22 protein-coding genes are annotated in these 23,749 nt (G+C 67.7%); 11 read left to right on the plus strand and 11 right to left on the minus strand.

Going from position 1 to position 23,749, the window contains the following annotated elements; genetic code table 11:
- Positions 1-166: 166 nt before the first annotated feature.
- The gene (ahbB, locus tag DFW101_RS08410; RefSeq protein WP_009181080.1) at positions 167-655 is read right to left on the minus strand and encodes a siroheme decarboxylase subunit beta; all 489 of its coding nucleotides are present in this window, start codon (positions 653-655) and stop codon (positions 167-169) included.
- A 191-nt stretch (positions 656-846) separates the two neighbouring features.
- Here ahbB and DFW101_RS08415 point away from each other — a divergent pair, with 191 nt between their 5' ends.
- On the plus strand, positions 847-1,839 hold the full coding sequence (locus tag DFW101_RS08415) for an NAD(P)H-dependent glycerol-3-phosphate dehydrogenase (RefSeq protein ID WP_009181081.1): 993 nt from the start codon (positions 847-849) through the stop codon (positions 1,837-1,839).
- A 189-nt stretch (positions 1,840-2,028) separates the two neighbouring features.
- On the opposite strand, the gene DFW101_RS08420 is transcribed toward DFW101_RS08415, so the two are convergent.
- The 7 genes from DFW101_RS08420 to DFW101_RS08450 all read right to left on the minus strand — a co-directional run bounded on the left by DFW101_RS08420 (position 2,029) and on the right by DFW101_RS08450 (position 7,692).
- Entirely contained in the window at positions 2,029-4,191 is a 2,163-nt protein-coding gene (locus tag DFW101_RS08420) for a SpoIIE family protein phosphatase (protein ID WP_009181082.1), read from the minus strand.
- A gap of 224 nt (positions 4,192-4,415) precedes the next feature.
- Entirely contained in the window at positions 4,416-4,772 is a 357-nt protein-coding gene (locus tag DFW101_RS08425) for a DsrE family protein (protein WP_009181083.1), read from the minus strand.
- Positions 4,773-4,866: 94 nt separating this feature from the next.
- Complete coding sequence (locus DFW101_RS08430) at positions 4,867-5,442, minus strand: flavodoxin family protein (RefSeq protein WP_009181084.1); 576 nt, start codon at positions 5,440-5,442, stop codon at positions 4,867-4,869.
- Positions 5,423-6,010, minus strand: a complete 588-nt coding sequence (locus DFW101_RS08435; protein WP_009181085.1) for a flavin reductase family protein — start codon at positions 6,008-6,010, stop codon at positions 5,423-5,425. Before DFW101_RS08435 ends, DFW101_RS08430 begins: the two co-directional genes overlap by 20 nt.
- Positions 6,010-6,576, minus strand: coding sequence for a flavin reductase family protein (locus DFW101_RS08440; protein WP_009181086.1), 567 nt, complete (start codon positions 6,574-6,576; stop codon positions 6,010-6,012). Before DFW101_RS08440 ends, DFW101_RS08435 begins: the two co-directional genes overlap by 1 nt.
- A gap of 1 nt (position 6,577) precedes the next feature.
- Positions 6,578-7,165, minus strand: a complete 588-nt coding sequence (locus DFW101_RS08445) for a flavin reductase family protein (protein ID WP_009181087.1) — start codon at positions 7,163-7,165, stop codon at positions 6,578-6,580.
- An 11-nt stretch (positions 7,166-7,176) separates the two neighbouring features.
- On the minus strand, positions 7,177-7,692 hold the full coding sequence (locus DFW101_RS08450) for a nitroreductase family protein (RefSeq protein ID WP_009181088.1): 516 nt from the start codon (positions 7,690-7,692) through the stop codon (positions 7,177-7,179).
- 156 nt (positions 7,693-7,848) lie between these two features.
- Here DFW101_RS08450 and DFW101_RS08455 point away from each other — a divergent pair, with 156 nt between their 5' ends.
- From DFW101_RS08455 to DFW101_RS08470, 4 genes are all read left to right on the plus strand, one after another.
- The gene (locus DFW101_RS08455) at positions 7,849-8,250 is read left to right on the plus strand and encodes a winged helix-turn-helix transcriptional regulator (protein WP_009181089.1); all 402 of its coding nucleotides are present in this window, start codon (positions 7,849-7,851) and stop codon (positions 8,248-8,250) included.
- Positions 8,251-8,572: 322 nt separating this feature from the next.
- Positions 8,573-9,142: a periplasmic heavy metal sensor gene (locus tag DFW101_RS08460; protein WP_009181090.1), complete on the plus strand. Its 570-nt coding sequence runs from the start codon at positions 8,573-8,575 to the stop codon at positions 9,140-9,142.
- 553 nt (positions 9,143-9,695) lie between these two features.
- Positions 9,696-10,340, plus strand: coding sequence for a 3,4-dihydroxy-2-butanone-4-phosphate synthase (ribB, locus tag DFW101_RS08465; RefSeq protein WP_009181091.1), 645 nt, complete (start codon positions 9,696-9,698; stop codon positions 10,338-10,340).
- Between the two features lie 82 nt (positions 10,341-10,422).
- The gene (locus DFW101_RS08470; RefSeq protein WP_009181092.1) at positions 10,423-11,706 is read left to right on the plus strand and encodes a GGDEF domain-containing protein; all 1,284 of its coding nucleotides are present in this window, start codon (positions 10,423-10,425) and stop codon (positions 11,704-11,706) included.
- Positions 11,707-11,871: 165 nt separating this feature from the next.
- Here the strand turns inward: DFW101_RS08470 and lepB are convergent, their stop codons facing one another.
- The gene (gene lepB, locus DFW101_RS08475; protein ID WP_009181093.1) at positions 11,872-12,471 is read right to left on the minus strand and encodes a signal peptidase I; all 600 of its coding nucleotides are present in this window, start codon (positions 12,469-12,471) and stop codon (positions 11,872-11,874) included.
- A 191-nt stretch (positions 12,472-12,662) separates the two neighbouring features.
- Positions 12,663-14,465 (minus strand): translation elongation factor 4, encoded by a 1,803-nt coding sequence (gene lepA, locus DFW101_RS08480; protein ID WP_009181094.1) that lies wholly within the window; start codon positions 14,463-14,465, stop codon positions 12,663-12,665.
- A gap of 292 nt (positions 14,466-14,757) precedes the next feature.
- Here lepA and sat point away from each other — a divergent pair, with 292 nt between their 5' ends.
- The 3 genes from sat (at position 14,758) to DFW101_RS08495 (ending at position 21,159) form a co-directional block, all read left to right on the plus strand.
- A complete protein-coding gene (sat, locus tag DFW101_RS08485; protein WP_009181095.1) occupies positions 14,758-16,050 on the plus strand; it encodes a sulfate adenylyltransferase in 1,293 nt (430 codons plus the stop codon).
- Positions 16,051-16,373: 323 nt separating this feature from the next.
- On the plus strand, positions 16,374-17,846 hold the full coding sequence (locus tag DFW101_RS08490; protein ID WP_232286194.1) for a hypothetical protein: 1,473 nt from the start codon (positions 16,374-16,376) through the stop codon (positions 17,844-17,846).
- 70 nt (positions 17,847-17,916) lie between these two features.
- Complete coding sequence (locus DFW101_RS08495) at positions 17,917-21,159, plus strand: UvrD-helicase domain-containing protein (protein WP_009181097.1); 3,243 nt, start codon at positions 17,917-17,919, stop codon at positions 21,157-21,159.
- Here DFW101_RS08495 and DFW101_RS19785 read toward each other — a convergent pair.
- Entirely contained in the window at positions 21,149-21,292 is a 144-nt protein-coding gene (locus DFW101_RS19785) for a hypothetical protein (protein ID WP_009181098.1), read from the minus strand. The genes DFW101_RS08495 and DFW101_RS19785 overlap by 11 nt on opposite strands.
- 147 nt (positions 21,293-21,439) lie before the next feature.
- Between DFW101_RS19785 and cbiR the strand changes: the two genes are divergently transcribed.
- The 3 genes from cbiR to DFW101_RS08510 are packed head-to-tail and all read left to right on the plus strand — an operon-like array spanning position 21,440 to position 23,744.
- On the plus strand, positions 21,440-22,222 hold the full coding sequence (gene cbiR, locus DFW101_RS08500) for a cobamide remodeling phosphodiesterase CbiR (RefSeq protein ID WP_009181099.1): 783 nt from the start codon (positions 21,440-21,442) through the stop codon (positions 22,220-22,222).
- On the plus strand, positions 22,219-22,743 hold the full coding sequence (locus DFW101_RS08505) for a bifunctional adenosylcobinamide kinase/adenosylcobinamide-phosphate guanylyltransferase (RefSeq protein WP_009181100.1): 525 nt from the start codon (positions 22,219-22,221) through the stop codon (positions 22,741-22,743). Before cbiR ends, DFW101_RS08505 begins: the two co-directional genes overlap by 4 nt.
- Positions 22,740-23,744 (plus strand): DHH family phosphoesterase, encoded by a 1,005-nt coding sequence (locus tag DFW101_RS08510; protein WP_009181101.1) that lies wholly within the window; start codon positions 22,740-22,742, stop codon positions 23,742-23,744. Before DFW101_RS08505 ends, DFW101_RS08510 begins: the two co-directional genes overlap by 4 nt.
- The last annotated feature ends 5 nt before the right edge of the window (positions 23,745-23,749 follow it).

The raw sequence follows: 23,749 nt of genomic DNA on the forward strand, positions 1-23,749 counted from the left end.
GCCCACGGGCGCCACGGGGCCGGCGAAGCGGCGCCCCCGGCGGCCTGTTCACCCCGGCCGGCTGCCCCGTGAGCGGCCCGGGGCCGATGGCGCGAGCGCTCCCGGCGGCGCCGGGCCGAAGCGGTTTTACGCAGCCGGGCCACGGCCCCCGTCTTCCCGGCGGCGGCTAGAAATACCGCATGCTGACCTTCTTGAGTTCCTTGAGGCTAAAAAGCATGGCGTAGTCGTCGAGGCCGGCGGCCTCGCTCATGGCCGTGACCACCTGCTGGCAGGCCTCGGCCGAGCGGCCGTGGACCATGGTGTACAGGTTGTACGGCCATTCCAGGCAGTTTTTCCGATGGTAGCAGTGGCTGACCTCGGGCCGCTTCGACAGAAGCGCGCCGATGCGGTCCACATCCTCCTCGGGCACGTACCAGGCCACCATGACGTTGGCCCCGAACCCGGCCTTCTGGTGCTTGAGCGTGGCCCCGAACCGGCGGATCTCGCCGGACGCGGCCAGGCGCGACAAGAGGTCCAGCACATGGGCCTCGTCCGTGCCCACGGCCGCCGCGATGTCGGCATAGGGCGTGGCCGAGTCCGGCAGCGAGTCCTGCACCCGCCGGAGAATCTCCCTGTCGAGCCGCGAAAGCTCCGTCCCCACTGTATCCTCGTCCATGGCGCCTCCCGCCTGTGTCTTCTGGAAAGCCTTTGTCTCTAGCGGCTTTGTGTGCTAGAGGCAACCGTGGCGCCGGTCCTGGTCCAGGACCGCGCGCCCGGCGTTTCGAACCGATAGTTCCTGACGGCCAGGACCCCGCGGGGCCTCTCCCCGCCCCCTGCCCGCCCGGTTTTTCCTCCGGAGGCAATGCGATGAAAATGGCGGTCATAGGCGGCGGCAGCTGGGGCACCACCCTGGCCGACCTGCTGGCCAAGAAAGGGCACGAGGCCAGGCTCTGGGTCCGCGAACCGGCGGTCATGAACGAAATCCGGACCACGGGCGAAAACTCCTGGTACCTGCCCGGGCGCAAGCTCGCGGAAAACCTGGAGGTCAGCACCGACGCGGCAGCCGTGTCGGAAGGGGTCAGGCATTTCATCTTCGCCGTGCCCTGCCAGTTCATTCGCAACGCCTACCAGCGGTTCCAGAAATACCTGCCCAAAAGCCCGGTCGTCATCTGCGCCAGCAAGGGCATCGAGCTCGACAGCCTGATGACCATGTCCCAGGTCTGCGACGACGCCCTGGGTTCGTCCAAACCCCGTTTCGCCATGCTGTCCGGCCCGTCGTTCGCCTACGAGGTCATCCGCGAGATGCCGACCGCGGTGACGCTGGCCTGCAAGGACAAGAAAGCCGGCAAGGAAGTCCAGGAGGCCCTGTCCACGCCCTATTTCCGGGTCTACACCGCCTCGGACGTGCCGGGCGTGGAGCTTGGCGGCGCGATCAAGAACATCATCGCCATCGCCGCCGGCGTGGCCGACGGGCTGGGATTCGGCGGCAACGCCCGGGCGGCGCTCATCACCCGGGGGCTGCACGAGATGAGCCGGCTCGGCAAGGCCATGGGCGGCGACCGCCAGACCTTCATGGGCCTGTCCGGCATGGGCGACCTGGTCCTGACCTGCACCGGCGACCTGTCCCGCAACCGGCAGGTCGGCCTGCGCCTGGCCAAGGGGCAAAAGCTCCTCGATATCCTGGCCGAGATGAAGATGGTGGCCGAGGGGGTCAAGACCACCGAGGCCGTCCACGCCCTGCGCGAGAAAGTCGGCGTGGAAATGCCCATCACCGAGCAGGTCTACGCCATCCTCTACAAGGACAAGGACCCTGGCCAGGCCGTTTATGACCTGATGACCCGGGCCCTCAAGGACGAATAAGGCGCTTCGCTCAAGGCCGGGGAGCGTCACGCCGACGCCCCCGGCCGCCAAGGCGGCGTTTCTCCTATAGGTCCCCGGTCTCCGCGTCCAAGCCCGCCCGCTCTCCTCTTCGCCCGCTTTCCGACCCCACTGTCCGGCTGACGGTCCGGCCCCCCACTTGGCCGCCCTGCCCTCCTGTCGGCCCTCCGCCTAGCCTTCCGGCTGGCCGTCCGCCTCCTCGGGCAGGACCTTGATGGCGACCAGGGTCACGTCGTCCTCGGCCGGGACGTCGCCCAGAAAGGCCTTGAGGCCCGCCAGGACCGAGGTCACGATGTCGGCCGCGCTCTCGCCGTTGTGGCGGCCAAGGAGCTCCCGCACCCGCTCCTTGCCGAACATTTCGCCGGAACCGTTTCGCGCCTCCCACAGGCCGTCGGTGGCCAGAAGGGCCACCTGCCCGGGAAGCATGCCGTCGGCGCTGTTCTCGGCGTAGCGGGCGTCGGTCACGATGCCGAGCGGCGGGCCGCCCTTGTCCGGGATGTCGCTCACAAGCCCCGTTTCGGCGTCGTAGAGGATGATGGGGTCATGCCCGGCCCGGACCCAGTGGAGACGCTTTCGCTCGACGTCGATGGCCAGGTAGAAAAGGGTCATGAACCGGCCGGAATCGGCCAGATCGGCGCAGAGGAGCTTGTTGACGTCGTCCATGACCGCGGCCAGCGACCCCGGCTGGAAGGAGCGCATGCGCAAAAAGGCCCGGGCCGTGGTCATAAGGAGCGCCGCCGCGATCCCATGCCCGGTCACGTCGCCGATGATGACCGCGAACCGGCCGTGGTCCTCGTTTTGGGTGTGGATGAAATCGAAATAGTCGCCGCCGGTTTCGTCGCTGTAAAGGCTCGTGCCGGCGATGTCGAAGCCGGGAAGCCCGGGCGCGGCCTGGGGGAGCAGGTTTCGCTGCACCTCCTCGGCCAGGGCCAGGGCCTGGCGCAAGAGTTCGTTTTTGCGCTGGATTTCGAGCCGCGCCTCGTTGATCTCCTGGTTGATGGTCCGCATGAGGGACTGGGACCGCTCCTTCTGGGCTTCCAGGCGTTCCCGGTACTCCAGGGCCCGGGACAGGGCCCGGTTCAGGGAGCGGTTTTCCCGCAGAAGGCCTTCGACCTCGCCGGCCGGGCACGGCAGTTCGCTCCCCTTTGCCACCAGGGCCGGGGAGGACTGCTCGCCGCCAAGGACCAGGGCCACCATGGTGCCGTTTTGGAGGTGCAGCGGCATGCCGGGCCCGGTGGTCCCGACCTCGCCCTGGCAGTAGAACCCGGCGATGGGCGTGCCGGGCGGCAGGGCGTCCCGCATGGCCTCGATTTCCACCACCGACTTGGTGCCGAGGATGTCCTTGCGGGTGGCGCAGGAAAAAATGAGCACCCCGGCCGGCGGCAGGCCCGCCGCCTCCCGGGCCAGGCCCTTGGCCAGCTGGCGGATGTCGGCCAGCATTTCCGGCCGGGTGGCCTCGGCCAGCTGGACCATGGCTCCTTCGGGCACGCCGCCCGGAAATTCGATGCTGCCGTCGTCCTCGCTGAAAAAGTGCGGCACGCGCAGGATGAAATCCTTGTATTTCTCGCACATGACGGCGAGCGGCAGCTCGAGGGCCGGCTCGGCCCGGGGGCCGAGGTAGTGGCGGTAAAAGCCGAGGGCCGTGCGGTCGCCGATGCGCCTGACCACGCTGCCGGTCACCCCGGTCACCCGGGCCAGGCTCCCCACCGGCCGCCAGCCCCGGGACAGGCGCTGGATGGCCGGCACGTTGCCGGTCAGGATGAGAAACGGCGCGCCCTCGGTCAGGACCTCGCGGCCGTGAAACTGGCGCTTGGGCAGGTGCTCGGAGGCGTGCCGGGCGGACAGGCCGCCAAGGACCGGGCAACCCTGGCCAAGGCCCTCGGCCAGGGCCTGGCTGAAGGCCTGCACCCCGCCGCGGGCCCCGTCCGGAAAGGTCAGGCACAGGGCCGGGGGCCCGGCCAGCCGGGGACGGACCGCCTCCAGGGCGGCCCGGGCCGCTTCCCCGGGGGTCGTCTCCGGGCCGGCTGCGTCCCGGGCCAGGCCCGTGACGCAGCCGACGCCCTCGCCGCCAAAGGCGACCAGCAGCACGGAATCGTCGCTGGTGCCGCCGGCGGCCGACATCTCGCCGGCGCTGGTGGTGCCGACCAGCGGCACGCCCGGAAAGACGGATTCGATCCGTTCGAGGATGGCCGCGTGGTCATAGCTGACGCCGACAAAGAGCAGCAGGCCGACCGGATCGCGGCCGCCGAGGCCCTGCCGGCAGGACTCTGCCGCGCCCCGGGCCGCGCAATCCGGATCCAGACATTTGGCGTGCCCGACAGCCATGCGCAACATGGAAACCTCCTGGCGTCGCACAGGCGACAGGGAAAGGTCCCGGAACCGGCAGACGCGGCCGGCGGGACCGCATGTAAAGGGCATTTGAAAGGATTCGCCCGTTTTTGTCAAAGCCGGGTTCAGGTCGTGGGCCGGCCGCCGGCTATGCCTTCCGTCGGCCGGGCCGGCCTCACCCGGGTCAAGGTCCTGCCTAGCCCGGCCGGGAAGGCCGGCCCGGCCCTGGCCTACACGCTTACGACCTTCCAGCCGTCCTTGAGGTACCGGGTCAGGGGTTCGCCGGCGTAGAGGACCGTAAGGCCGAGGCCGGCCAGCTTGTCGGCCACGCCGTAGCGTTCGGCGCAGGCCCGGCAGGCGAAGGCCTCGACCCCGGCCTCACGGCAGGCGGCCACCTCGTCCTGGATCTCCCGGTCATAGGCGAGCAGATCGGCCGAAGGGCCCCACACGAGCAGATGCACCCGGTCCCACCAGCCCTGGAGCCTGGAATTTTTCGCATACATTAGCGCCATGTTGAGGGCGGCCTCGCGGTCGCGCGTGACCCACAGGACCACGAGCCCGGCCTCGGTTTCGCTTGCGACAATCATATAGGTTCTCCTTGGATGCCACCGGCCGGGCCGGCTGCGGGGAAGCCGCGCCCGGGCCCGGGGCCCGGGCGCGGCGGCGAAGCGGAAAAGCGGCTCAGGCGTGCAGCTTCTTGAGCACCCAGGCCATGTTCTTGCCCAGGTTCTGCATGGTCAGGAGACCTTCGTCGTCTTTTTCCACATCGCCCGGCTCAAGGCCCCGGCCAAGATTCCAGTAGCTCGACCCCGGCACCACCATCTGGTTGATGAAATAGAAGTGGTTGATGGAGTTGAAGACATGGATGGCCCCGCCGCGCCGCACGGCCACCACCGCCGCCCCGACCTTGCGGGCCAGCAGGGAGTCGTTGGCCAGGGCCACCATGCCGGCCCGGTCGATGATGGATTTGATATTGCTCGACACGTTGGCGAAATAGGTGGGCGAGCCGATCAGCATGCCGTCGGCCGCGACCATCTTGTCCAGGATTTCGTTTAACATGTCCTTTTTGAGCGCGCAGTGGCCGTCTTTTTTCTCCCAGCACTGCATGCAGGCGATGCAGCCCTGGATGACCTTGCCGTGGAGCTGCACGAGCTCGGTCTCGATGCCTTCGGCCTCGAGCTCGACCATGGCCGTGCGCAGCATGATGGCCGTGTTGCCGTCCTTTCGGGCGCTGCCGTTAATCGCCAGAACTTTCATGGTCCGTTCCTTTCTTGAGGGCTTTGCCCACGCTCCAGGCCTGGGCCACGACCGGGCCGAGCGCGTGGTAGCGGTTGTCGGGCATGGTGAGGAGAAGGGGTTTGTACTTGTCCACGTCCGGCCGGCCGGCCGTCAGGACCTCCCCGTCAGCCCAGCCGGCCTTGATCTCGCCGATGAAAAAGGCGTGGTGCTCGAACTCCACCGTCTGGGTCAGGCTGACCTCCAGGCACACCGGGCACTCCCGGATCATGGGCGCGTTGCCGAGGTCGCCGTAGAAGACGTCGAAGAGCGCGGCCTTGTCGACGTTGCGGCCGGAAACCAGGCCGCAGTAGTCGGCCTTTTCCAGGAGGTCCCGGCCGGGCAGGCAGACGGAAAACGCGCCGGTCTGGCGGATGCCCTGGCCGGTCCACTGGCGGTGGTTGATGGCCACGCCGATCAGCGGCGGCTTGTGCCCGACCCGCGTCACCCAGGCCGCAGCCATGAAGTTGGCCCGGCCCTCGACCGTAGCCCCGACCAGGGTCATGGGCATGGGGGGCAAGAGGTCGGGATCGACCTTCATTTTCTCCATTATTTAAACTCCTTACCAATGGAAAAGCCCTGGCCGAGAAGCCGGCCGAGACCGTAGTAGCTGCGGTCGGAAGGAGAGTAGATCATGGGCCTTATCAACGTCGGATCGGGATTGCCCTCCTTCATGGCCGCCTCGTCGACCTTGACGTCCAGGATCTCGCCGACGAACAGGGTGTGCATGCCGAGGTCTTTGACGTGGACCACCTTGCATTCGATGGTCAGCGGGCATTCGGCCACGTAGGGCGCGTCCACCAGTTCGCTCCTGACCGGCGTCCAGCCGAGGCGTTCGAACTTGTCGTGGTCGCGGCCGGACACGATGCCGCAGTAGTCGGCCTGGGCGGCCTGGGACTCGGAGGGCACGCTCACGGTGTAGGCTTGCCGCTCCATGATGGCGGCATAGGAATGCCGGGGCTTTTGCAGGGAGACGGTCAGACACGGGGGCTTGGAACAGCAGATGCCGCCCCAGGCCGCGGTCATGAGGTTGGGCTTGCCGTCGGCGTCGTAGGTGCCGACCAGCCAGGTCGGGGTCGGCAGGGCCATGGTCTTGGGGCCGATGGATACTTTCATGTCATCTCCCTTCTTCTTCGGTTTGTTGCGGCTGGTAGTCCCGGCCGGCCCGCCAGCACGGGGCCACGGGCTCGCCAAGGGACCAATACCAGCCGCTGGCGTAGTCAAAAAGAAGCGGCTTCACCTTTTCCAGGTCGACCTTGCCCTTGTCGAGGGCCTCCGGGGCCACGTGGCTGGCCACCAGTTCGCCCACGAAGACCTCGTGGGCCGGCAGGTCGATCACTTGGTGGAGCTTCAGTTCCATGTTGACCGGGCATTCCCGGATCATGGGCGCGGTTTCCAGTTCTCCGTAAAACACGTCGAAAATCCGCGACTTGTCCACCTTGGCCCCGGAGACGATGCCCACGTAGTCCGCGGCCAGGACCATGGACTTGGTGGGCAGGCAGATGGAGAAGGTCCCGGTCTGGTGGATGCCCTTGGCCGTGTGGCGGAATTTTTTGAGGCTGACGGTCAGGTACTGGGGGGCGACGTTATTTAAGATGCCGATGTGGGCGATGGCCAGGAAGTTGGCCCGGCCCCCGACCGTGGCCCCGACGAGGGTCGAGGGCATGGGATAAAGCGCGCAGGTCGGGCCGATGTTGGTGTGCATAGGCCGGCCTCTTACCACACGTTGCGGTGGATGCGCTCGGGTTTGAACCGGTCCACGCGCCGAAACTCCTGGGCCGGGTGGCCGATGACCACCAGGGCGTGGGCGGTCACGCCTTCGGGGAACTGCAAGAGCTTGCCCAGGCCTTCCATGCGCTCGGGCCGGGGGTAGATGCCGCACCAGACCGTGCCGAGGCCAAGGCCCCGGGCGGCCAGCATCAGGTTTTCCACGGCCGCCGAGCAGTCGAGCGTCCAGTAGCCGAAGCCCGGGTATTTTTCGAGGGACAGCTCGGCCGCCACGGCAATGGCCATGGGCGCGCCCGTGACCATGGCCGCGTGGGCGTGGATGGCCGGAATGGCGTCGAGGACGGCCCGGTCGGTGATGACCACGAAATGCCAGGGTTGGGCGTTGCCGGCGCTCGGCGCGGCCATGGCCGCCCGCAGCACGGTCTCGCAATCGGCCTCGGACACCGGCTCGGGCGTGAAGGCCCGGATGCTGCGCCGGGTGTGGAGGGCTTCGAAAAGATCCATGGGAGCCTCCTTGATGGTTTCCGCAGTTGGTTTCCGCTTTACGCTTTGGGCAAATTCTGCCAGTATACCCGGAAAAGCAAGTAGGCACAAAAAAGTTCTGTAGTACCCTTTTGGATACCAATGGGTGCCGCCTACCGGCCACAAGGAGGACCAGCCATGGGAGATTCCCCGACGCCATGCGGCCGCAGGCGCTGTCGCGGCAAGGAGTATTCGTGCAGCATGGAGCTGTCGCTGGCCGTCATCGGCGGCAAGTGGAAGCCGCTTATCCTGTGGCACCTGCGCGGCGGCGGCACCATGCGGTTCTCGGCCCTGCGCCGGTCCATGCCGATCATCACCCAGAAGATGCTGACCCAGCAGCTGCGCGAACTCGAGGCCGACGGGCTCATTTCCCGCACGGTCTACGCCGAGGTGCCGCCCCGGGTGGAATACGGCCTGACCGAGCCCGGATGCGACATCATCCCCATCCTGGAGGCCCTGTGCCGGTTCGGCCGGGACTTCGAGAACCGCTTCGGCGTGGAAGAGGCGGCGCCCCCGGCCGTGCGGGCCGTGGCGCCCTGACCGCCCCGGCTAATTTGACGACAGATGTATGGAATTCGCCCGGATTCCATCCTTTCCCCGTATAGATTCTAGCCGGATGCCGGCCACCGGTTTGCCCGGCCGCCCTCTTCCGCCGGCGGCGACACGCCGGACGTCTTCCGGCCGAGGCGGCCCGCCCGCTGCAGGTTTTCCCTAAAACCTGCAGCTTTCAAGCGTGTTGCCGCAGCAGCCTCCCCAAGCCCGCCTTCCGGGCCGGCCGCCCGGACTTCTTTTTTCCCGCAACCATTCCCCCCTGGCATGCCCCGTGCTATGCTCACCGGCAAATCCCACAGGAGGCTCTCCCATGCGTAACAGCATTCGTATTCCCGCCATTTTGGCCCTGACCCTGGCCCTGGCCGTTCCGGCCCTGGCCCAGACCCCCATGCAGCACCCGGCCGGCGGCGCCATGGCCATGCCGGCCGCCAAGGCCGTCCCGGCCGCCGATCCGGCCAAGGCCGACCTGCTGCACCAGGAATTCGTGGCCAAGACCGCCGAACTCCACGGCAGGATCACGGCCCGGGAAGCCGAGCTCGAAGCCCAGCTGGCCACCAACCCCGACGAAACGGCGGCCGTGAAAAAGCTCACCGCCGACATCGCCACCCTGCGCGGCCAGCTCTTCGAACAGGCCACCCTCTTTCGCATCCGCTACGCCAAGGAGACCGGCACCCCCATCCGCGACACCCGGGGCGTGATGGGCCACATGGGCAAGGGCATGATGATGGGCGGCAAGGGCATGGACGGTGGCTGCATGATGATGGGCAAGGGCATGATGGGCGGCCACGGCATGGGCAAGGGCGCGATGCCGGGCATGGACATGGGCGGCATGGACATGGCCAAGGACGCGGCTCCGGCCGGCACGGCCAAGACCAACTAGTCCTCGGACCTTCCAACACAAGGAACAAACCATGCGCAGCCCCCTCGCCGCCAGGCTTCTGCCCGCCGAAAGGCCCGCCGGCATGCCCGGCCTGTAGCCCGGCCCCGTCTTTTCCAAACGGCCGGGCCCGGGGCCCGGCCGCTTTTTTGCGCCCCGCTCCCCTTGCCAACCGTCCGGGCCGGCGCTACAACCCGCCCGTTGTCCTCAGGGCGGGGTGGAAGTCCCCACCGGCGGTATCCCGGAAAACCGGGGAGCCCGCGAGCGCTTTTCGCCCGTGCGCCACAGGGACGGCCGCAGCCGGCCGCTCCCGGACGGAGCCTCCTCCGTGGGCGCGACGCCGGGGCCACTCCACGGGCCCTGCGCGGCGGAAAGGTCAGCAGACCTGGTGCGAGGCCAGGGCCGACGGTCACAGTCCGGAGTGAAGAGGAGAAGACGGCATTTCCCCGCCGCCGGGTCGTTCCGGCGCGAGGCCGGCGGTTCGCATGGGCGACCCGCGCGGCCGTCTCAATTTCCGCCCTGATTCTGGCCTTGCAACTCACGCATGGAGTGCGCCATGAATCAGTCCTTTTCAGGCACCGAGTCCCAGTTCAAAAGCGTCACCGACGCCATCTCGGCCCTGCGCCAGGGCCAGGGCATCCTGGTCACCGACGACGAGGACCGCGAAAACGAGGGCGACCTCATCTTCGCGGCCGAAACCCTCACGCCCCCCCAGATGGCCATGCTGATCCGCGAATGCAGCGGCATCGTCTGCCTGTGCCTGACCGAAGAAAAGGCCCGGGAGCTCGAGCTGCCGCCCATGGTGGCAGTCAACACCTGCAAGAACGGCACGGCCTTCACCGTCACCATCGAGGCGGCCCAAGGCGTCACCACCGGCGTGTCGGCCGCCGACCGCGTGACCACGGTCAAGACGGCCACGGCCCCGGGCGCCAAGCCGTCCGACCTGGCTCGGCCCGGCCACGTCTTTCCCTTGATCGCCAAGCCCGGCGGCGTGCTGGCCCGCCGGGGCCACACCGAGGCCACGGTGGACCTGGCCCGGCTGGCCGGCTTCGCCCCGGCCGGCGTCCTTTGCGAACTGACCAACCCCGACGGCACCATGGCCAAGGGCGGGCAGATCGAGGCCTTTGCCGCGGCCCACGGCTTTCCGCTGGTGACCGTGGCGGCAATCGCCGCCTACCGGCAGGCCATCGGCGACCTCTAGCCCCCTTCCCGGGCCGGGCGCGAGACCGTCTCGCGCCCGGCCCGCCTTGAACATTTCCTCCAACTCGCCTAGGCTTGGAGGCATGCCCCCGCCAGCACGCGACCAGGCCGACGCACGCAGCGGCCGTTACAAGCGCGGCCTCACCCTGCGCTATGTCGCAGCCCTGTGCCTGGTGGCCGCCCTGGCCCTCCTGTCCTACGGCGTCTTCCGCCATATCGGGGCCACCATCGACCGGTCGGCCGCCATCACCGCCATCAACGGCTCCCAGCGCCTGCTCATCCAGCGCGTCCTGGCCCAGTGCCTGCTCCTGGCCGCCGCCGATGACGAGGAAGCCCGGCGCGACATCCGGGCCCATCTGGCCCGGGCCGTGGACACCCTCGAAGCCAACCACGCCCACCTGCTGGCCGACCTCGGCGATCCCGGCTCCCTGGCCGCCCACTCCCCGGAGCTGGCCGCCCTCTACTTCAAGCCGCCCTACGAGCTCGACCGGCGCATGCGGTTTTTCCTGGACGCCACCCGGACCTTTTACCGCTCCGACGCCGGCCGCCCCGCCCTGTCCGATCCGAAATTCCTCGACGTTCTGGCCTTTGGCCAGGACGAGCTGCTGCGCGACCTCGGCAAGGTGGTCCAGGAATACCAGCGCCAGGCCGTCGGCCGCCTGACCATCCTGCGCCGGGTCGAGCTGGCCACCACCGTCGGCATGCTCGCCCTGCTCGCGGCCGTCGGCCTTTGCATTCTGCGCCCCATGGTCCGCCGCATCTGCGCCGACCGGGAACGCCTGGAAGGGGCCAACGAGGCCCTGACCGAACTGGCCGTCACCGACCAGCTGACCGGGGCCTACAACCGCTTGAAGTTCAACCAGGTCATGGAGCACGAGATCAAGCGGACCGGCCGCTACGCCGAACCGCTCTCGGTTATCATGTTCGACATCGACCGCTTCAAAGTCGTCAATGACACCTACGGCCACGCCGCCGGCGACGACATGCTGCGCGAGCTGACAAGGCGGGTCCAGGCCGCCATCCGGGCCGTGGACTGGCTCTTTCGCTACGGCGGCGAGGAATTCGTGGTGGCCGCGCCCCACACCGGCCGGGCCCAGGCCGCCGTCCTGGCCGAAAAACTCCGCGCCCTGGTGGCCGGCGCCCCCTTCCCCCACGGCATCGCGGGCAGCATCAGCCTCGGCGTTACCGAGCTTGCCCCCGGCGAGACCGTGGAGGAACTCATGCAGCGCGTGGACGCGGCCCTGTACGAGGCCAAGAATTCGGGAAGGAATCGGGTGGTCGTCGCGGAAGCGGGGAAGAGCGAAGAGGCCTCCGGCGGCCGGGGGGGATCATCCCCCCCGGACCCCCTGGGCGGGAACGTCGGGTAGGCTTGGCGGAGAGTCGATGGGCCGGGAATGCGCTGTCGGAAACTGGCTGTTTGGGGGTGTCGGCGGCCTTGGCCGGGCTTTGACGGCCAAGGCCGCCGACGCCCCCGGACAGGGAGGGTCCGGGAGGGGGTAACCCCCTCCCGGCCGCCGGAGGCATCCCCTCTCCTAATTGACCATGCGGCCGATGCGGTTCCAGCGGATGTCGGCCGGCCCGTCCCAGGACCAGTAGATGATCCAGGCTTTGCCGCGGATCTTTTCCTTGTCGACAAATCCCCAGAAGCGGGAATCGTAGGACTCGTCGCGGTTGTCGCCCATGACGAAGTACTTGCCTTCGGGCACGGTGATGGGGCCGAAGTTGTCCCGGCGCGACTGGATGCCCGGATCGGTGTGCTTGATGTAGGGCTCGGTGAGCTTCTCGCCGTTGCGGAAGACGGCCTTGTCCTTCATTTCCACGACATCGCCGGGCACGCCGATGATGCGCTTGATGAAGTCCTTGGAGGTGTCTTCCGGGAACTCGAAGACGATGACGTCGCCCGCCTTGGGCTCTTCGAGCGGCAGGACGACCTTGTCGGTGAAGGGGATGTGGGTGCCGTAGAGGAACTTGTTGACCAGCAGGTGGTCGCCGATAAGGAGCGTATCGAGCATGGAGCCGGAGGGTATCTTGAAGGCCTGGACCACGAAGGTGCGGATGACAAAGGCCAGCACCAGGGCCACGGCCAGGGCTTCGAGGTATTCCAACAGCAGTTTTTGCCATCTCGGATTCATCGTCGCAATTCCTTGTTGTTGTTTGGGAGGGGAACCGGAGGGGCGGCGCGCCGGCGCATGGGGATATGGCCTGGCCCGGCCGTGGGGCCAGGCGGGGAGGCAGCGCGCCTGGCCGCGCTCCGGACCCTTATACCTTCCCGCCGGGGTCAGGAAAGCCCTTTCTGGCAACCCGTTGATTTCAAAACGGCGGTCTAGTCCTCGCCGGCCTTGAGCGCGGCCAGGAAGGCTTCCTGGGGCAGTTCGACGTTGCCCATGCGCTTCATGCGCTTCTTGCCTTCCTTCTGCTTTTCCAGAAGCTTGCGCTTGCGCGTAATGTCGCCGCCATAGCATTTGGCCGTGACGTTCTTGCCCATGGGCGAGTTGCGTTCGCGGGCGATGATCTTGGTGCCGATGGCCGCCTGGATGATGACCTCGAACAGCTGGCGCGGGATGACGCGCTTGAGCCGCAGGGCCAGGGCCCGGCCGTAGGTGTAGGCGTTGTCCCGGTGCACGATGACGGCCAGGGCGTCGACCGGGTCGCCGTTGATCATGATGTCGAGCTTGACCAGATCCGAGGCCCGGTACTCCACGATCTCGTAGTCGAGCGACGCATAGCCGCGGGTGGCGGACTTGAGCCGGTCGAAGAAGTCGTAGACGATCTCGGCAAAGGGCAGTTCGTAGGTGATGATGACCCGGGTGGCGGTCAGGTAGCGGACGTCCTTCTGGATGCCGCGCTTTTCCTCGCACAGCTTGAAGACCGCGCCCACGTACTCGTTGGGGGTGTGGATCTCAAGCCGGGCAAAGGGCTCGTAAAGGGCGGCGATCTCCTGGGTCTTCGGCAACTTGCTCGGGTTGTCGATGGACACCGTCTTGCCGGAGGTCGTCTCCACCTTGTAGATGACCGACGGGGCCGTGGCGATGAGCGTGGCCCCGAACTCCCGCTCCAGGCGCTCCTGGATGATCTCCATGTGCAGGAGCCCGAGGAACCCGCAGCGGAAGCCGAACCCCAGGGCCTGGGAGGTCTCGGGCTCGTAGGTGAAGGCCGCGTCGTTTAAGGCCAGCTTTTCCAGGGCCGATTTGAGGACCTCGTATTCGGCGGAATCCACCGGATAGAGGCCGCAAAAGACCATGGGCTTGACTTCCTTGAAGCCGGGCAGGGGTGCGGTGGCCGGATTGGCGGCTTCGGTCACGGTGTCGCCGACCCGGGCGTCGGTCAGGGTCTTGATGTTGGCGCACAAAAACCCGGCCTCGCCCGGTCCGAACGACGGGAAATCGAGCGGCCCCGGGGAAAAGGCCCCCAGCCGCGTCACCTCGAACTCCACGCCGTTTGACATCATGCGGATGCGCTGGCCGAGTTTGACCGTCCCTTCCATGACCCGGAAAAGGACCACCACGCCCTGGTAGGAGTCGTAGTAGGAATCGACCACCAACGCCTGGAGCGGCGCCTCGGCCGTGCCGCGCGGGGGCGGAATCCTGGCGATGATCTGTTCGAGGACCTTGTCCACGTTGACGCCGGTTTTGGCCGAGACCGCCACCGCGTCGGCGCAGGGGATGCCGATGGCCTCCTCGATGTCGGCCTTGACCGCCTCGGGGTCGGCGCTCGGCAGGTCGATCTTGTTGAGGACCGGGATGATCTCCAGGTCGTTGTCCAGGGCCAGAAAGACGTTGGCCAAGGTCTGGGCCTCGACGCCCTGGGTGGCGTCCACGACCAGGAGCGCGCCCTCGCAGGCGGCCAGGCTCCGCGAGACCTCGTAGGAGAAGTCCACGTGGCCCGGGGTGTCGATGAGGTTCAGGATATAGTCCCTGCCGTCGGCGGCCTTGTAGGGGATGCGCACGGTCTGGGCCTTGATGGTGATGCCGCGTTCGCGTTCGAGGTCCATGCGGTCGAGGTACTGCTCGCGCATGTCCCGGGCCGCGATCAGGCCCGTGAGCTCGAGGATGCGGTCGGCCAGGGTCGATTTGCCGTGGTCGATGTGGGCGATGATGCTGAAATTGCGAATGCGCGAAGTATCCATGTGTGGGGAAGCCTTTTGGCGAAACGTGGCAGAGGGTCGGCAAGGCACATAATGGAAGGCGCCGTCCAGGTCAATGCGGCGGGTTTCGGGCGTTCCCGGAGGAAGAAAAAACCGCCTGCCCGCACGGGTTCCGTGCCCATTTTCGGAGGGTTTGACACATTTTTCACTTGGTATTCCCCTGGCCCTGGTGTATAGGAGTCGAACTCATGGGGACGGCCGGCTCCGGATAACATCCGGCCACCCACGATTTACGCGGAAACGTTAAACAAAATCACCGGTAAGGAGGCGCTACATGTCCAAATTGGTTCCGCCGCATGGAGGCAAAGGTCTGGTCATCCGCCTGCTCGAGGGCGCTGCCAAGGAAGCCGAGCTGAAAAAGGCCGCTGGCCTGAAGAAAGTCGAGATCACCGCCCAGGAAAAGGGCGACCTGATCATGCTCGGCATCGGCGGCTTCTCGCCCCTGGAAGGCTTCATGACCAAGGCCGATTGGAAGAGCGTCGTCGAGAAGATGATGCTGGCCGACGGCACCTTCTGGCCGGTTCCCGTCATGCTGGCGGTCACCCCCGAAGACGCCAACGGCATCAAGGAAGGCGACGAGATCACCCTTGAGCGCAAGGGCGAAATCTTCGCCACCATGAAGGTCACCGAGAAGTTCGAGCTGACCGAAGCCGACAAGAAGTGGGAAAGCGAGCTGGTCTACAAGGGCGCCGGCGACGATTCCGCCGACGACAAGTTCTGGAAGATCGCTCTTGACGACCATCCGGGCGTCAAGATGGTCATGGAGCGCAAGCCCGTGTGCCTGGCCGGCCCGGTCAAAGTCCTGTCCGAAGGCGAGTACCCCACCAAGTACAAGGGCGTGTACCTGCGTCCGGCCGAGACCCGCGCCATCTTCGACGAGCGCGGCTGGGCCAACGTCGCCGCTCTGCAGCTGCGCAACCCCATGCACCGCTCCCACGAGTACCTGTGCAAGATCGCCATCGAAGTGTGCGACGGCGTCATCATCCACTCCCTGATCGGCAACCTGAAGCCCGGCGACATCCCGGCTGAAGTCCGTGTGGAGTGCATCGACACCCTGGTCAAGCACTACTTTGTCGACAAGAACGTTGTCCAGGGCGGCTACCCCCTCGACATGCGTTACGCCGGTCCCCGCGAAGGTCTGCTGCACGCCACCTTCCGCCAGAACTACGGCGTCAACAAGATGATCATCGGCCGTGACCACGCCGGCGTCGGCGACTTCTACGGCATGTTCGAGGCCCAGGAAATCTTCGACCGGATCCCCTATGCCGACGGCAAGTGCGACATGCCGGGCAAGGCTCTCCTGTGCGAGCCGCTGAAGATCGACTGGACCTTCTACTGCTACAAGTGCGACGGCATGGCTTCGCTGCGCACCTGCCCGCACACCAAGGAAGACCGCGTCATCCTGTCCGGCACCAAGCTGCGCAAGATGCTGTCCGAGGGCGGCGAGATCCCGGATCACTTCGGCCGCGAAGAGGTCCTGGTCATCCTGCGCAAGTACTACGAAGGCCTGACCGAAAAGGTCGAGATCAAGATGCACGGCGCCGCTTCCGGCGACAAAGCCAAATAAGTATCCGCATCCCTTCCCGTCCGGGGCCTTGCCCCGGACGGGCCAGAGAAGCCCCCGCCGTTTGGCGGGGGCTTTTTTCGTGCCGGAAGGCGGGCGCCGGCCCGGCACCCAGGCCCGACGCGAAAGGCGGCCCTGCCCGGGAAAAGGTTTTTTGGTTGCCACGCTTCCCCGGTTTCGGCATAGGAAGGACGATGCGCCCTCTCTTTGAGGGCCCGGGGAGCAACCGGAGCCTACCTCGGAACCCGGAGCGTTGCCGTGCCATGAAAAAGCGTCCTCTCTTCCTCCCCTTCCGTTCTCCGGCAAACCCTTTTTCCCTGGAGGGCTTGCGAGGTTTCCTGGCGCCCTATCCGCTTGTACTGCTCTGTATTGTAGCCTTCGGATGCGCCCTGCGGGCGGAACAGCTCCTCTGGAACCGATCCCTGTGGCTCGATGAAGCCTTCCTGGCCCTGGCCATCGTCGAGCGGCCCCTGTCCACCCTCCTGGCCTTGCCCTTGCCCTATGAGCAGACGCCGCCGCCGTTGTTTCTCGTACTGGTCAAAATGTTCTCGACCGTGGCCGGAACGTCCGAAACGGCCCTGCGCGCCATCCCCTTCGCCAGCGCCTGCCTGGCGCTTGGCCTCTGGCCGCTGTCGGCCCGCCGGCATTCGCGATCCTGCCTGCTGGCCGGCGCCTTCCTGCTGGCCGTTTCCTCCGGCGGCGTCTACTACGCCGCCGAGTTCAAGCCCTACGCCACCGAGGCCCTGCTCTCGGTCCTTTTCCTGCTGGCCGCGAGGCGCTTTTTGGAGGGGGAACCCCTGCCCCACCCGGCCGGCTGGGCCGTGCTCTTCGCCCTGGCGCCTTGGCTGGGCTTTCCCACAATCTTCCTGCTGGCCGGGCTGGCCGGCGGGTTGCTCGCTGCCAGGCGGTCGGCGCACAACCGGCAGGGTCCGGCCTGGGCCCTCCTGGCTGTCGGCGGCCTGTCGTTTCTGGTCATGTACGGCGTCTATGCCCGACCGGCCAGCGCCACCCAATTGCGGGCCGGCTACTGGGAGGCCTTTGCGGCCCCCCTTCCCACGTCCCTGTCGGCGTTCCTCTGGTACGGGGAGCGGGCAAGCCAGGTCCTGTGCCATTTTTTCGGGCTGCAACATCCCTGGCAGGGAGCGGTTCTGGCCGGCCTGGCCGTGGTTGGAGCCGTGGCCGTGCTGCGCCGCGACCGGGCCTATGGGTGCGTCCTCACCCTTCCGATCGCGGCGGCGGTGCTCCTGTCCATGACGGGCCGGTTTCCCCTGCACGAACGGTTGCTGCTCTTCACCCTGCCGCTTTGCTGCCTGCTGCTGGCCGAGGGCCTCGTCGCCCTCGGCGCCCGCTTTGGCCGGGTCCGCCCGGCCTGCAAATGGCTGCCGGCCGCGGCCGTGCTGGCGCTTCTGGTCCGGCCCATGGCCGCCGCAGTGTTCGACCCCGGCTCGTTTGAGCGCCAGGAATTCAAGACGATCAGCGCCCAGATTGCGCAGGCGCGCGCGGACGGGGATGCCGTCTTCGTCTTTCAGGCGGCCGTGCCGCTCCTCGAATACTATGGCCGGCAGGATCCGCGCCTCACGGGCTTCACGCCCCTGTCCGTCACCCGGGGCGACCCGTCCTCCCTCGACGAGGCGGTCCGGACCGTCAAGGCGGCCGGCCACGGCTGGGTCCTCTTCGCCCATGTCCGGCAGCGGGAGGAGCGGCTGCTGGAAGCCGCCTTCGAGGATGGCGGCGCCGTGCGCCAGCGCCTCGCCGCCAAGGGGGTCTGGGCCTTCGCCTTTGACGTCAAGCGCCCCTGACCGCCGCCGCGCCCGGGCTCTTTTCCCCCGCCCTTGCCGCACCGTGGCAATCCTTGTATGGGATCAGGCCATGAAGCAGTACCTCGCCGACCTGCACATCCACTCCCATTATTCACGGGCCACGAGCAAGGGGCTGACCCCGCGGAACCTGGCCGCCTTCGGGGAACTGAAGGGCCTCGCCGTGGTCGGGTCCGGGGACTTCACCCATCCGGGCTGGCTGGCCGACCTGCGCCGCGACCTGATCGAGGACGGCACGGGCCTTTTGCGCCTGGCCGACACGGCCGACCCGGCCGGGCTTGGCCGGGAGATCCCCTGGCTGCCGGACTTCCGGCCCGAGGGCCGGGTCCGGTTCATGCTCTCGGCCGAAATAAGCTCCATCTACAAGCGCGGCGGCAAGGTCAGGAAAGTCCACAACCTGGTCTTCGCCCCGTCCCTGGACGTGGCCGAGACCATCAACCGCAAGCTGTCCAAGGTCGGCAACCTGGCTTCCGACGGCCGGCCGATCCTGGGTCTCGACAGCCGCGACCTGCTCGAACTGGTGCTCGAAACGGACAAGCGCGCCTTTCTCGTGCCGGCCCACATCTGGACGCCCTGGTTTTCCGTCTTCGGCTCCAAATCGGGCTTCGATTCCCTGGAGGAGTGCTTCGGCGACCTGTCCAAGGAGATCTTCGCCCTGGAGACAGGCCTGTCGTCCGACCCGGACATGAACTGGACCCTTTCGGCCCTGGACCGGTTCCGGCTCATCTCCAACTCCGACGCCCACTCCGGGGAGAAGCTCGGCCGGGAGTGCAACCTTTTTTGCGGCGAGGCCAGCTACGAGGGCATCCACCGGGCCCTTCGCGGCGAAAACGGCGGCCGGGACTTTTGCGGCACCGTGGAATTTTTCCCGGAAGAGGGCAAATACCACCTGGACGGCCACCGCGACTGCCACGTGGTCATGGAGCCGGCCGAGGCCAAGGCCCGGGGCGGCATCTGTCCGGTCTGCGGCAAGCAGCTCACCCTTGGCGTCCTCCACCGGGTCCTGGATCTGGCCGACCGGACCGAACCCGCCAGGCCCCCGGGCATGCCCGGGTTCACCTCGCTTATTCCCCTGGACGAGCTGGCCGGCGAGATCATGGGGGTGGGACCCAAGACCGGCAAGGCCCGGCGGCTGACGGCCGCCCTCTACGCCCGCTTCGGCGCGGAGCTGACCATTTTGCGCGAAACGCCGCCCGAAGACCTCGCCAAGGTCAACACCGTCCTGGCCGAGGCCGTCTCCCGCATGCGCCAGGGCCGGGTGGAGCGCACGCCGGGCTTTGACGGCGAGTACGGCCGCATCACGGTCTTTTCGGCCGAGGAAAAGCGCGACATCAAGGCCGGCCGGTTTCGACCCGTGCCGGCGGGAAACTCCACGGGGGCCACGCCGCGCGAATCCGCATCCGACGGCGATGCGCCGCCCGAGCCTCCCCCTGCCGGGCAAACGCCCCGGTCCGCCCCGGCCCGCCCGGACCTGAACGCCGCCCAAGAGGCCGCCGTCACGGCCGCCGGCCGCCACCTCCTGGTCGTGGCCGGCCCGGGCACGGGCAAGACCCATACCCTGCTCGCCAAGATCCGGTCCCTGCTCGAGGCCGGCGTCCCGGCCGACAAGATCCTGGCCGTGACCTTCACCCGCCGGGCGGCCGGGGAACTGCGGGACCGGCTGGCCCGGGACATCCCCGCCCTGGCCGACGGCACCCGAACCGGAGCGGCCGCCCTGCCCCGGGCCGACACCCTCCACGCCCTGGCCCTGGCTGCCTGGACCGAGGCCGGCGGCCGCGAGCCGGTCCTTCTGTCCGAGGAGGCGGCCCGGCGGCTTTTCGCCCTGGCCAACCCCGGGCTGGCCGGCGCCCGGCTCAAAGCCGCCTGGCGCGCGCTCGATCTTTCCCGCGAACGCCTGGAGCCCCTGGAACCGGCAGCGGACACGGACGGAAGCGACGGCCCCGGCCGCTTCGCCGCCCGGTACGCCGCCCAAAAAGCGGCCTGGAACCTCCTCGATTTCACGGACCTGCTCGAATTCTGGCTGGAGAAGCTGACGTCGGGCGACAGCCGGCCGGACTGGTCCCATATCCTCGTGGACGAGGTCCAGGACCTGACGCCTCTGCAGCTGGCCCTTGTGGCGGCCCTGGCCGGGCCGGACCGGGCCGCGCTGTTCGCCATCGGCGACCCGGACCAGTCCATCTACGGCTTCCGGGGGGCGACCGGCGGCGTCGAGGCAAGGCTCGCCGCCCTGTGGCCGGATCTGGCCGTGGCTCCCCTGGCCGAGAACTACCGGTCCGCCCAGCCCGTGCTCGATCTGGCGGCCGGGCTCTTTCCGGGCCGCCGCCCCCTGGTGTCGCGCCTTGGCCCGATCCTGCCGGCGGCCGGCGGGATGGAGCTCTTCGCGGCCCCGACCGCCGGGGCCGAGGCCGAATGGATGGCCGGGCGGATCCAGGAGCTGCTCGGCGGCACGTCCCTGACGCTGACCCGGGATTTTTCCGTGGCCACCCTGTCGCCGGGCGACGTGGCCGTGCTGGTCCGGTTTTCCGGCCTCGTCCCGGCCATCCGCAAGAGCCTCGAGCGCCGGGGCATTCCGTGCGCCGCGCCCGAGGCCGACGCCTTTTTTAACGAGCCGCGCGTGCGGCTCCTGCTCGCCGCCGCCGGCCGGCACCTCGGGCTGCCGGCGGCGCTCGGCGAGGCCGGCGACGCCGACGGGCCAACGCTCCCGGCCTTGCCGGATGCAATCCTGGCCCGGGGGCCGCGCGGACTGGCGGCCTTGCTCCAAGACTCCCCGCCCTTTGACCGGCTTTTCTGGCAGGGGCCCCAGTTTCGAGACCTCTGCCGGGCCTACGACACCCACAAGGGCTGGGCCGGGCTGCTCAACCACGTGGCCGGGGAGACGGAGATCGAACTGGTGGGGAGGCTGGCCGAGAAGGTCCGGATCATGACGCTCCACGCGGCCAAGGGGCTCGAATTCGCGGCCGTCTTCCTGCCGGCCCTGGAGGACGGCATCCTGCCCTTTGCCGGCGCGGCGGCCCTGACCGGCGCGCCCGGCGGCACAGCGGGCGATCCGGCCGGCCGGATGGACGAGGACGAGGAACGGCGGCTTTTCTACGTGGGCCTCACCCGGGCCAAGACCCGGCTCTTTCTCTCCCACGCCAAACGCCGCGACCTCTTTGGCAAGAGGCTCGCGCTTCCTCGGTCGCGTTTTCTGGAAGAGCTCGATCTCGGCGGGGTCAGGCAACGGACCTTGGCGGCCCGCACCGTTCGTCAGGCCAGGCAGCTGCCCTTGCTCGGCGGCGGGGAACCTACCATATGAAGCGCCACAGGTAGCGCTCGTAGGCCCGGGTCATCCGATGGGCCGCCGGCGCAGCCACGCCCATGTCCTTCAACCGGCAATACACGTGCAGCGGATTGAAAAAGTGCTGCATGAAATCTCGAACGTGTCGCATGATCCTCACTCCGGGATGCCGGGAAAAAACCACGTCCAGGAGCGAGAGTCCCTCTCCCCTGGATACCCCGGCAACGGGCTTTCCATACTCCGGGCGGGGGGAACCCTCAAGCCTTGACCCCTAACTATTATCGCTTTACATTTTGCCATGATACAAAATTGCAATACTTCTTTTTCCTGGCACACCGCAGCCCCGAGTTGCGTTTTTCCTGAAACCGCGGCCATCAATTGCCGTCGCCTGGCCCGGTCCGTGGCGGAAGTCGGGCTCTATCTTCTGGAACTCCACGCCTGCCTGGCCTACGGTCCGGACGACCTGCCCCGAAAGGACTACGGCCTGGCCTACCACCTGCACCTGCCCCTGGACCTGCCCTGGCGGCTTGGCGGGGAAACGGTCTTTTACGCCATGGAAGGGCTGCTCGAAAAAACCGCCTATCTCCACCCCTGGGCCTTTGTCCTCCACCCGCCCGAGCGCCCGGACGACTTGCACGCCTTTCTCGGGGCCCTGGCGGCCTCGGGCCGCGATCCGCAGGCCGTGCTGCTCGAAAACACCGATACGGCCTCCCCGGCCGACGTCCTGGCCCTGGCCGACGCGGCCGGCTGCGGCGTCTGCCTGGACCTCGGCCACCTGCTGGCCATGGGCCACGCCCTGCCGACCGACGATCCGAGGCTCGCCCCGGCCGCGCGCATGCTCCACGTCTATTCGCCCTTCGGGGTCGAGGGGCCGCCGCCGGGACGCAGCCACTCCCACCGCACACTCAGCTGCCTGTCGCCCGAGGGCCGGGAAGTCCTCATGTGGATGCTCACCCGCCTGCGGCCGCGGACCGTGGTGGCCGAGGTCTTCACCCCCGTCCACCTGCTCGAAAGCCTGGCCGTGCTCGACGCCGTGGCCGGGGAGGCCGCCCGGAACTGCCCCGCCGGAGACGGGGCGTGATCCGGCTGCTGCTTGGCGGCACGCGAAGCGGCAAGTCGGCTCTTGGCGAGGCGCTTCTTGCCGCCGGGTCGCCGCCCCGCCGGGTGGTGGCCACGGGCCGGGCCCTGGATTTCGCCTTCCGGGAGCGGATCGCGGCCCACAAACGGGCCCGGCCGGCCGGGGTCGCGGTCATCGAGGCCGGGGCCGCGGCCATGGACGTCCTTGGCCGCGAGGCCGGACACGGGGGCACGATTCTCTTTGACAGCCTGGACTTTTGGCTTTTCGCCTGCCATGACCTTGGGAAAACGCAATCGAGCCTGGCGGCGTTGGCCCGGGGACTGGCCCCTTACCAGGGGGCGGACGGCCCGGAACTGATCGTGGTCAGCGCCGAAATCGGGCTGGGGCCGCTTGCGGCCGATGCTTCGGTCCGGCGGTTCGCGGACGCGCTCGGCACGCTCAACCAGGCCGCCGCCGCCATGGCCGGAGACGTGCGCCTGGTCGTGGCCGGCCTGTCCGTGGCGCTCAAGGGAAACGCCTCATGACCTATTTTCGAAAGCTGGTCTCGGAAACGACGCGGCTCTCCCAGATGCTCGAGCGGGACGACCGTTGGCTCATCATCATCAACGCCGACCCGGACGCCATGGCCTCGGCCATGGCCCTGCGGCGCATCATGGCCCACCGCGTGGACGAGGTGGGCATCGCCCACGTCAACGAGGTCAAGCGGCCGGACAACCTGGCCATGATGCGGTTTCTGCGCATCCCGACCGTCACCCTCACCCCGGAGCTGAAAGCGGCCTACACCCGTTTCGCCATGGTCGATTCCCAGCCCCACCACCATCCCGATTTCAAGAACTGCGACTTCAGCATCGTCATCGACCACCACCCGACCCATCCCGACCATCCGGTCAAGGCCGCCTTCGCCGACATCCGGCCCGACTACGGCTCGGTCAGCACCATCCTGACGGAATACCTCTACAACCTGCGCATCCGGCCGGGAAAGCTGCTGGCCACGGCGCTCGTCTACGGCATCAAGACCGACACCCAGAGCTTCGAACGCCATTTCATCGAAGCCGACGTCAAGGCCTTCAGCTACCTGACCAAGTGCGCCGACATGGTGCTCATGCGCAAGATCATCCACAGCGAGTTCCACCGGCGCTGGCTCAAGTTCTTTTCCAAGGCCTTTCGCAAGATGCGCTTCGTCGGCACCCATGGCCTGTTCGTCTACATGGACACCATCGAGAGCCCGGACATCCTGGTCATGCTGGCCGACTTCTTCACCCGGGTCCACGGCCTGTCCTGGAACACGCTGGCGGCGGTGGTCAAAAAGCAGGTGGTGGTGATCTTCCGGGGCGACGGCATCGGCCGCAACATGGGGCACATGGCGGCCAAGGTCTTCGGCGACATCGGTTCGGCCGGCGGCCACCGGGGCGCGGCCCGGGCCGAGATCGAGCTGGCCAAACTCGGCGGCAAGCCGGTGGAGGAGTTCCTCTACAAACGGCTGACCGGGAAAAAGCTCCCGACCAAGGACCGCTGTCCCATCTAGAATCC

The sequence above is a fragment of the Solidesulfovibrio carbinoliphilus subsp. oakridgensis genome (assembly GCF_000177215.2).
Classification (GTDB): domain Bacteria; phylum Desulfobacterota; class Desulfovibrionia; order Desulfovibrionales; family Desulfovibrionaceae; genus Solidesulfovibrio; species Solidesulfovibrio carbinoliphilus.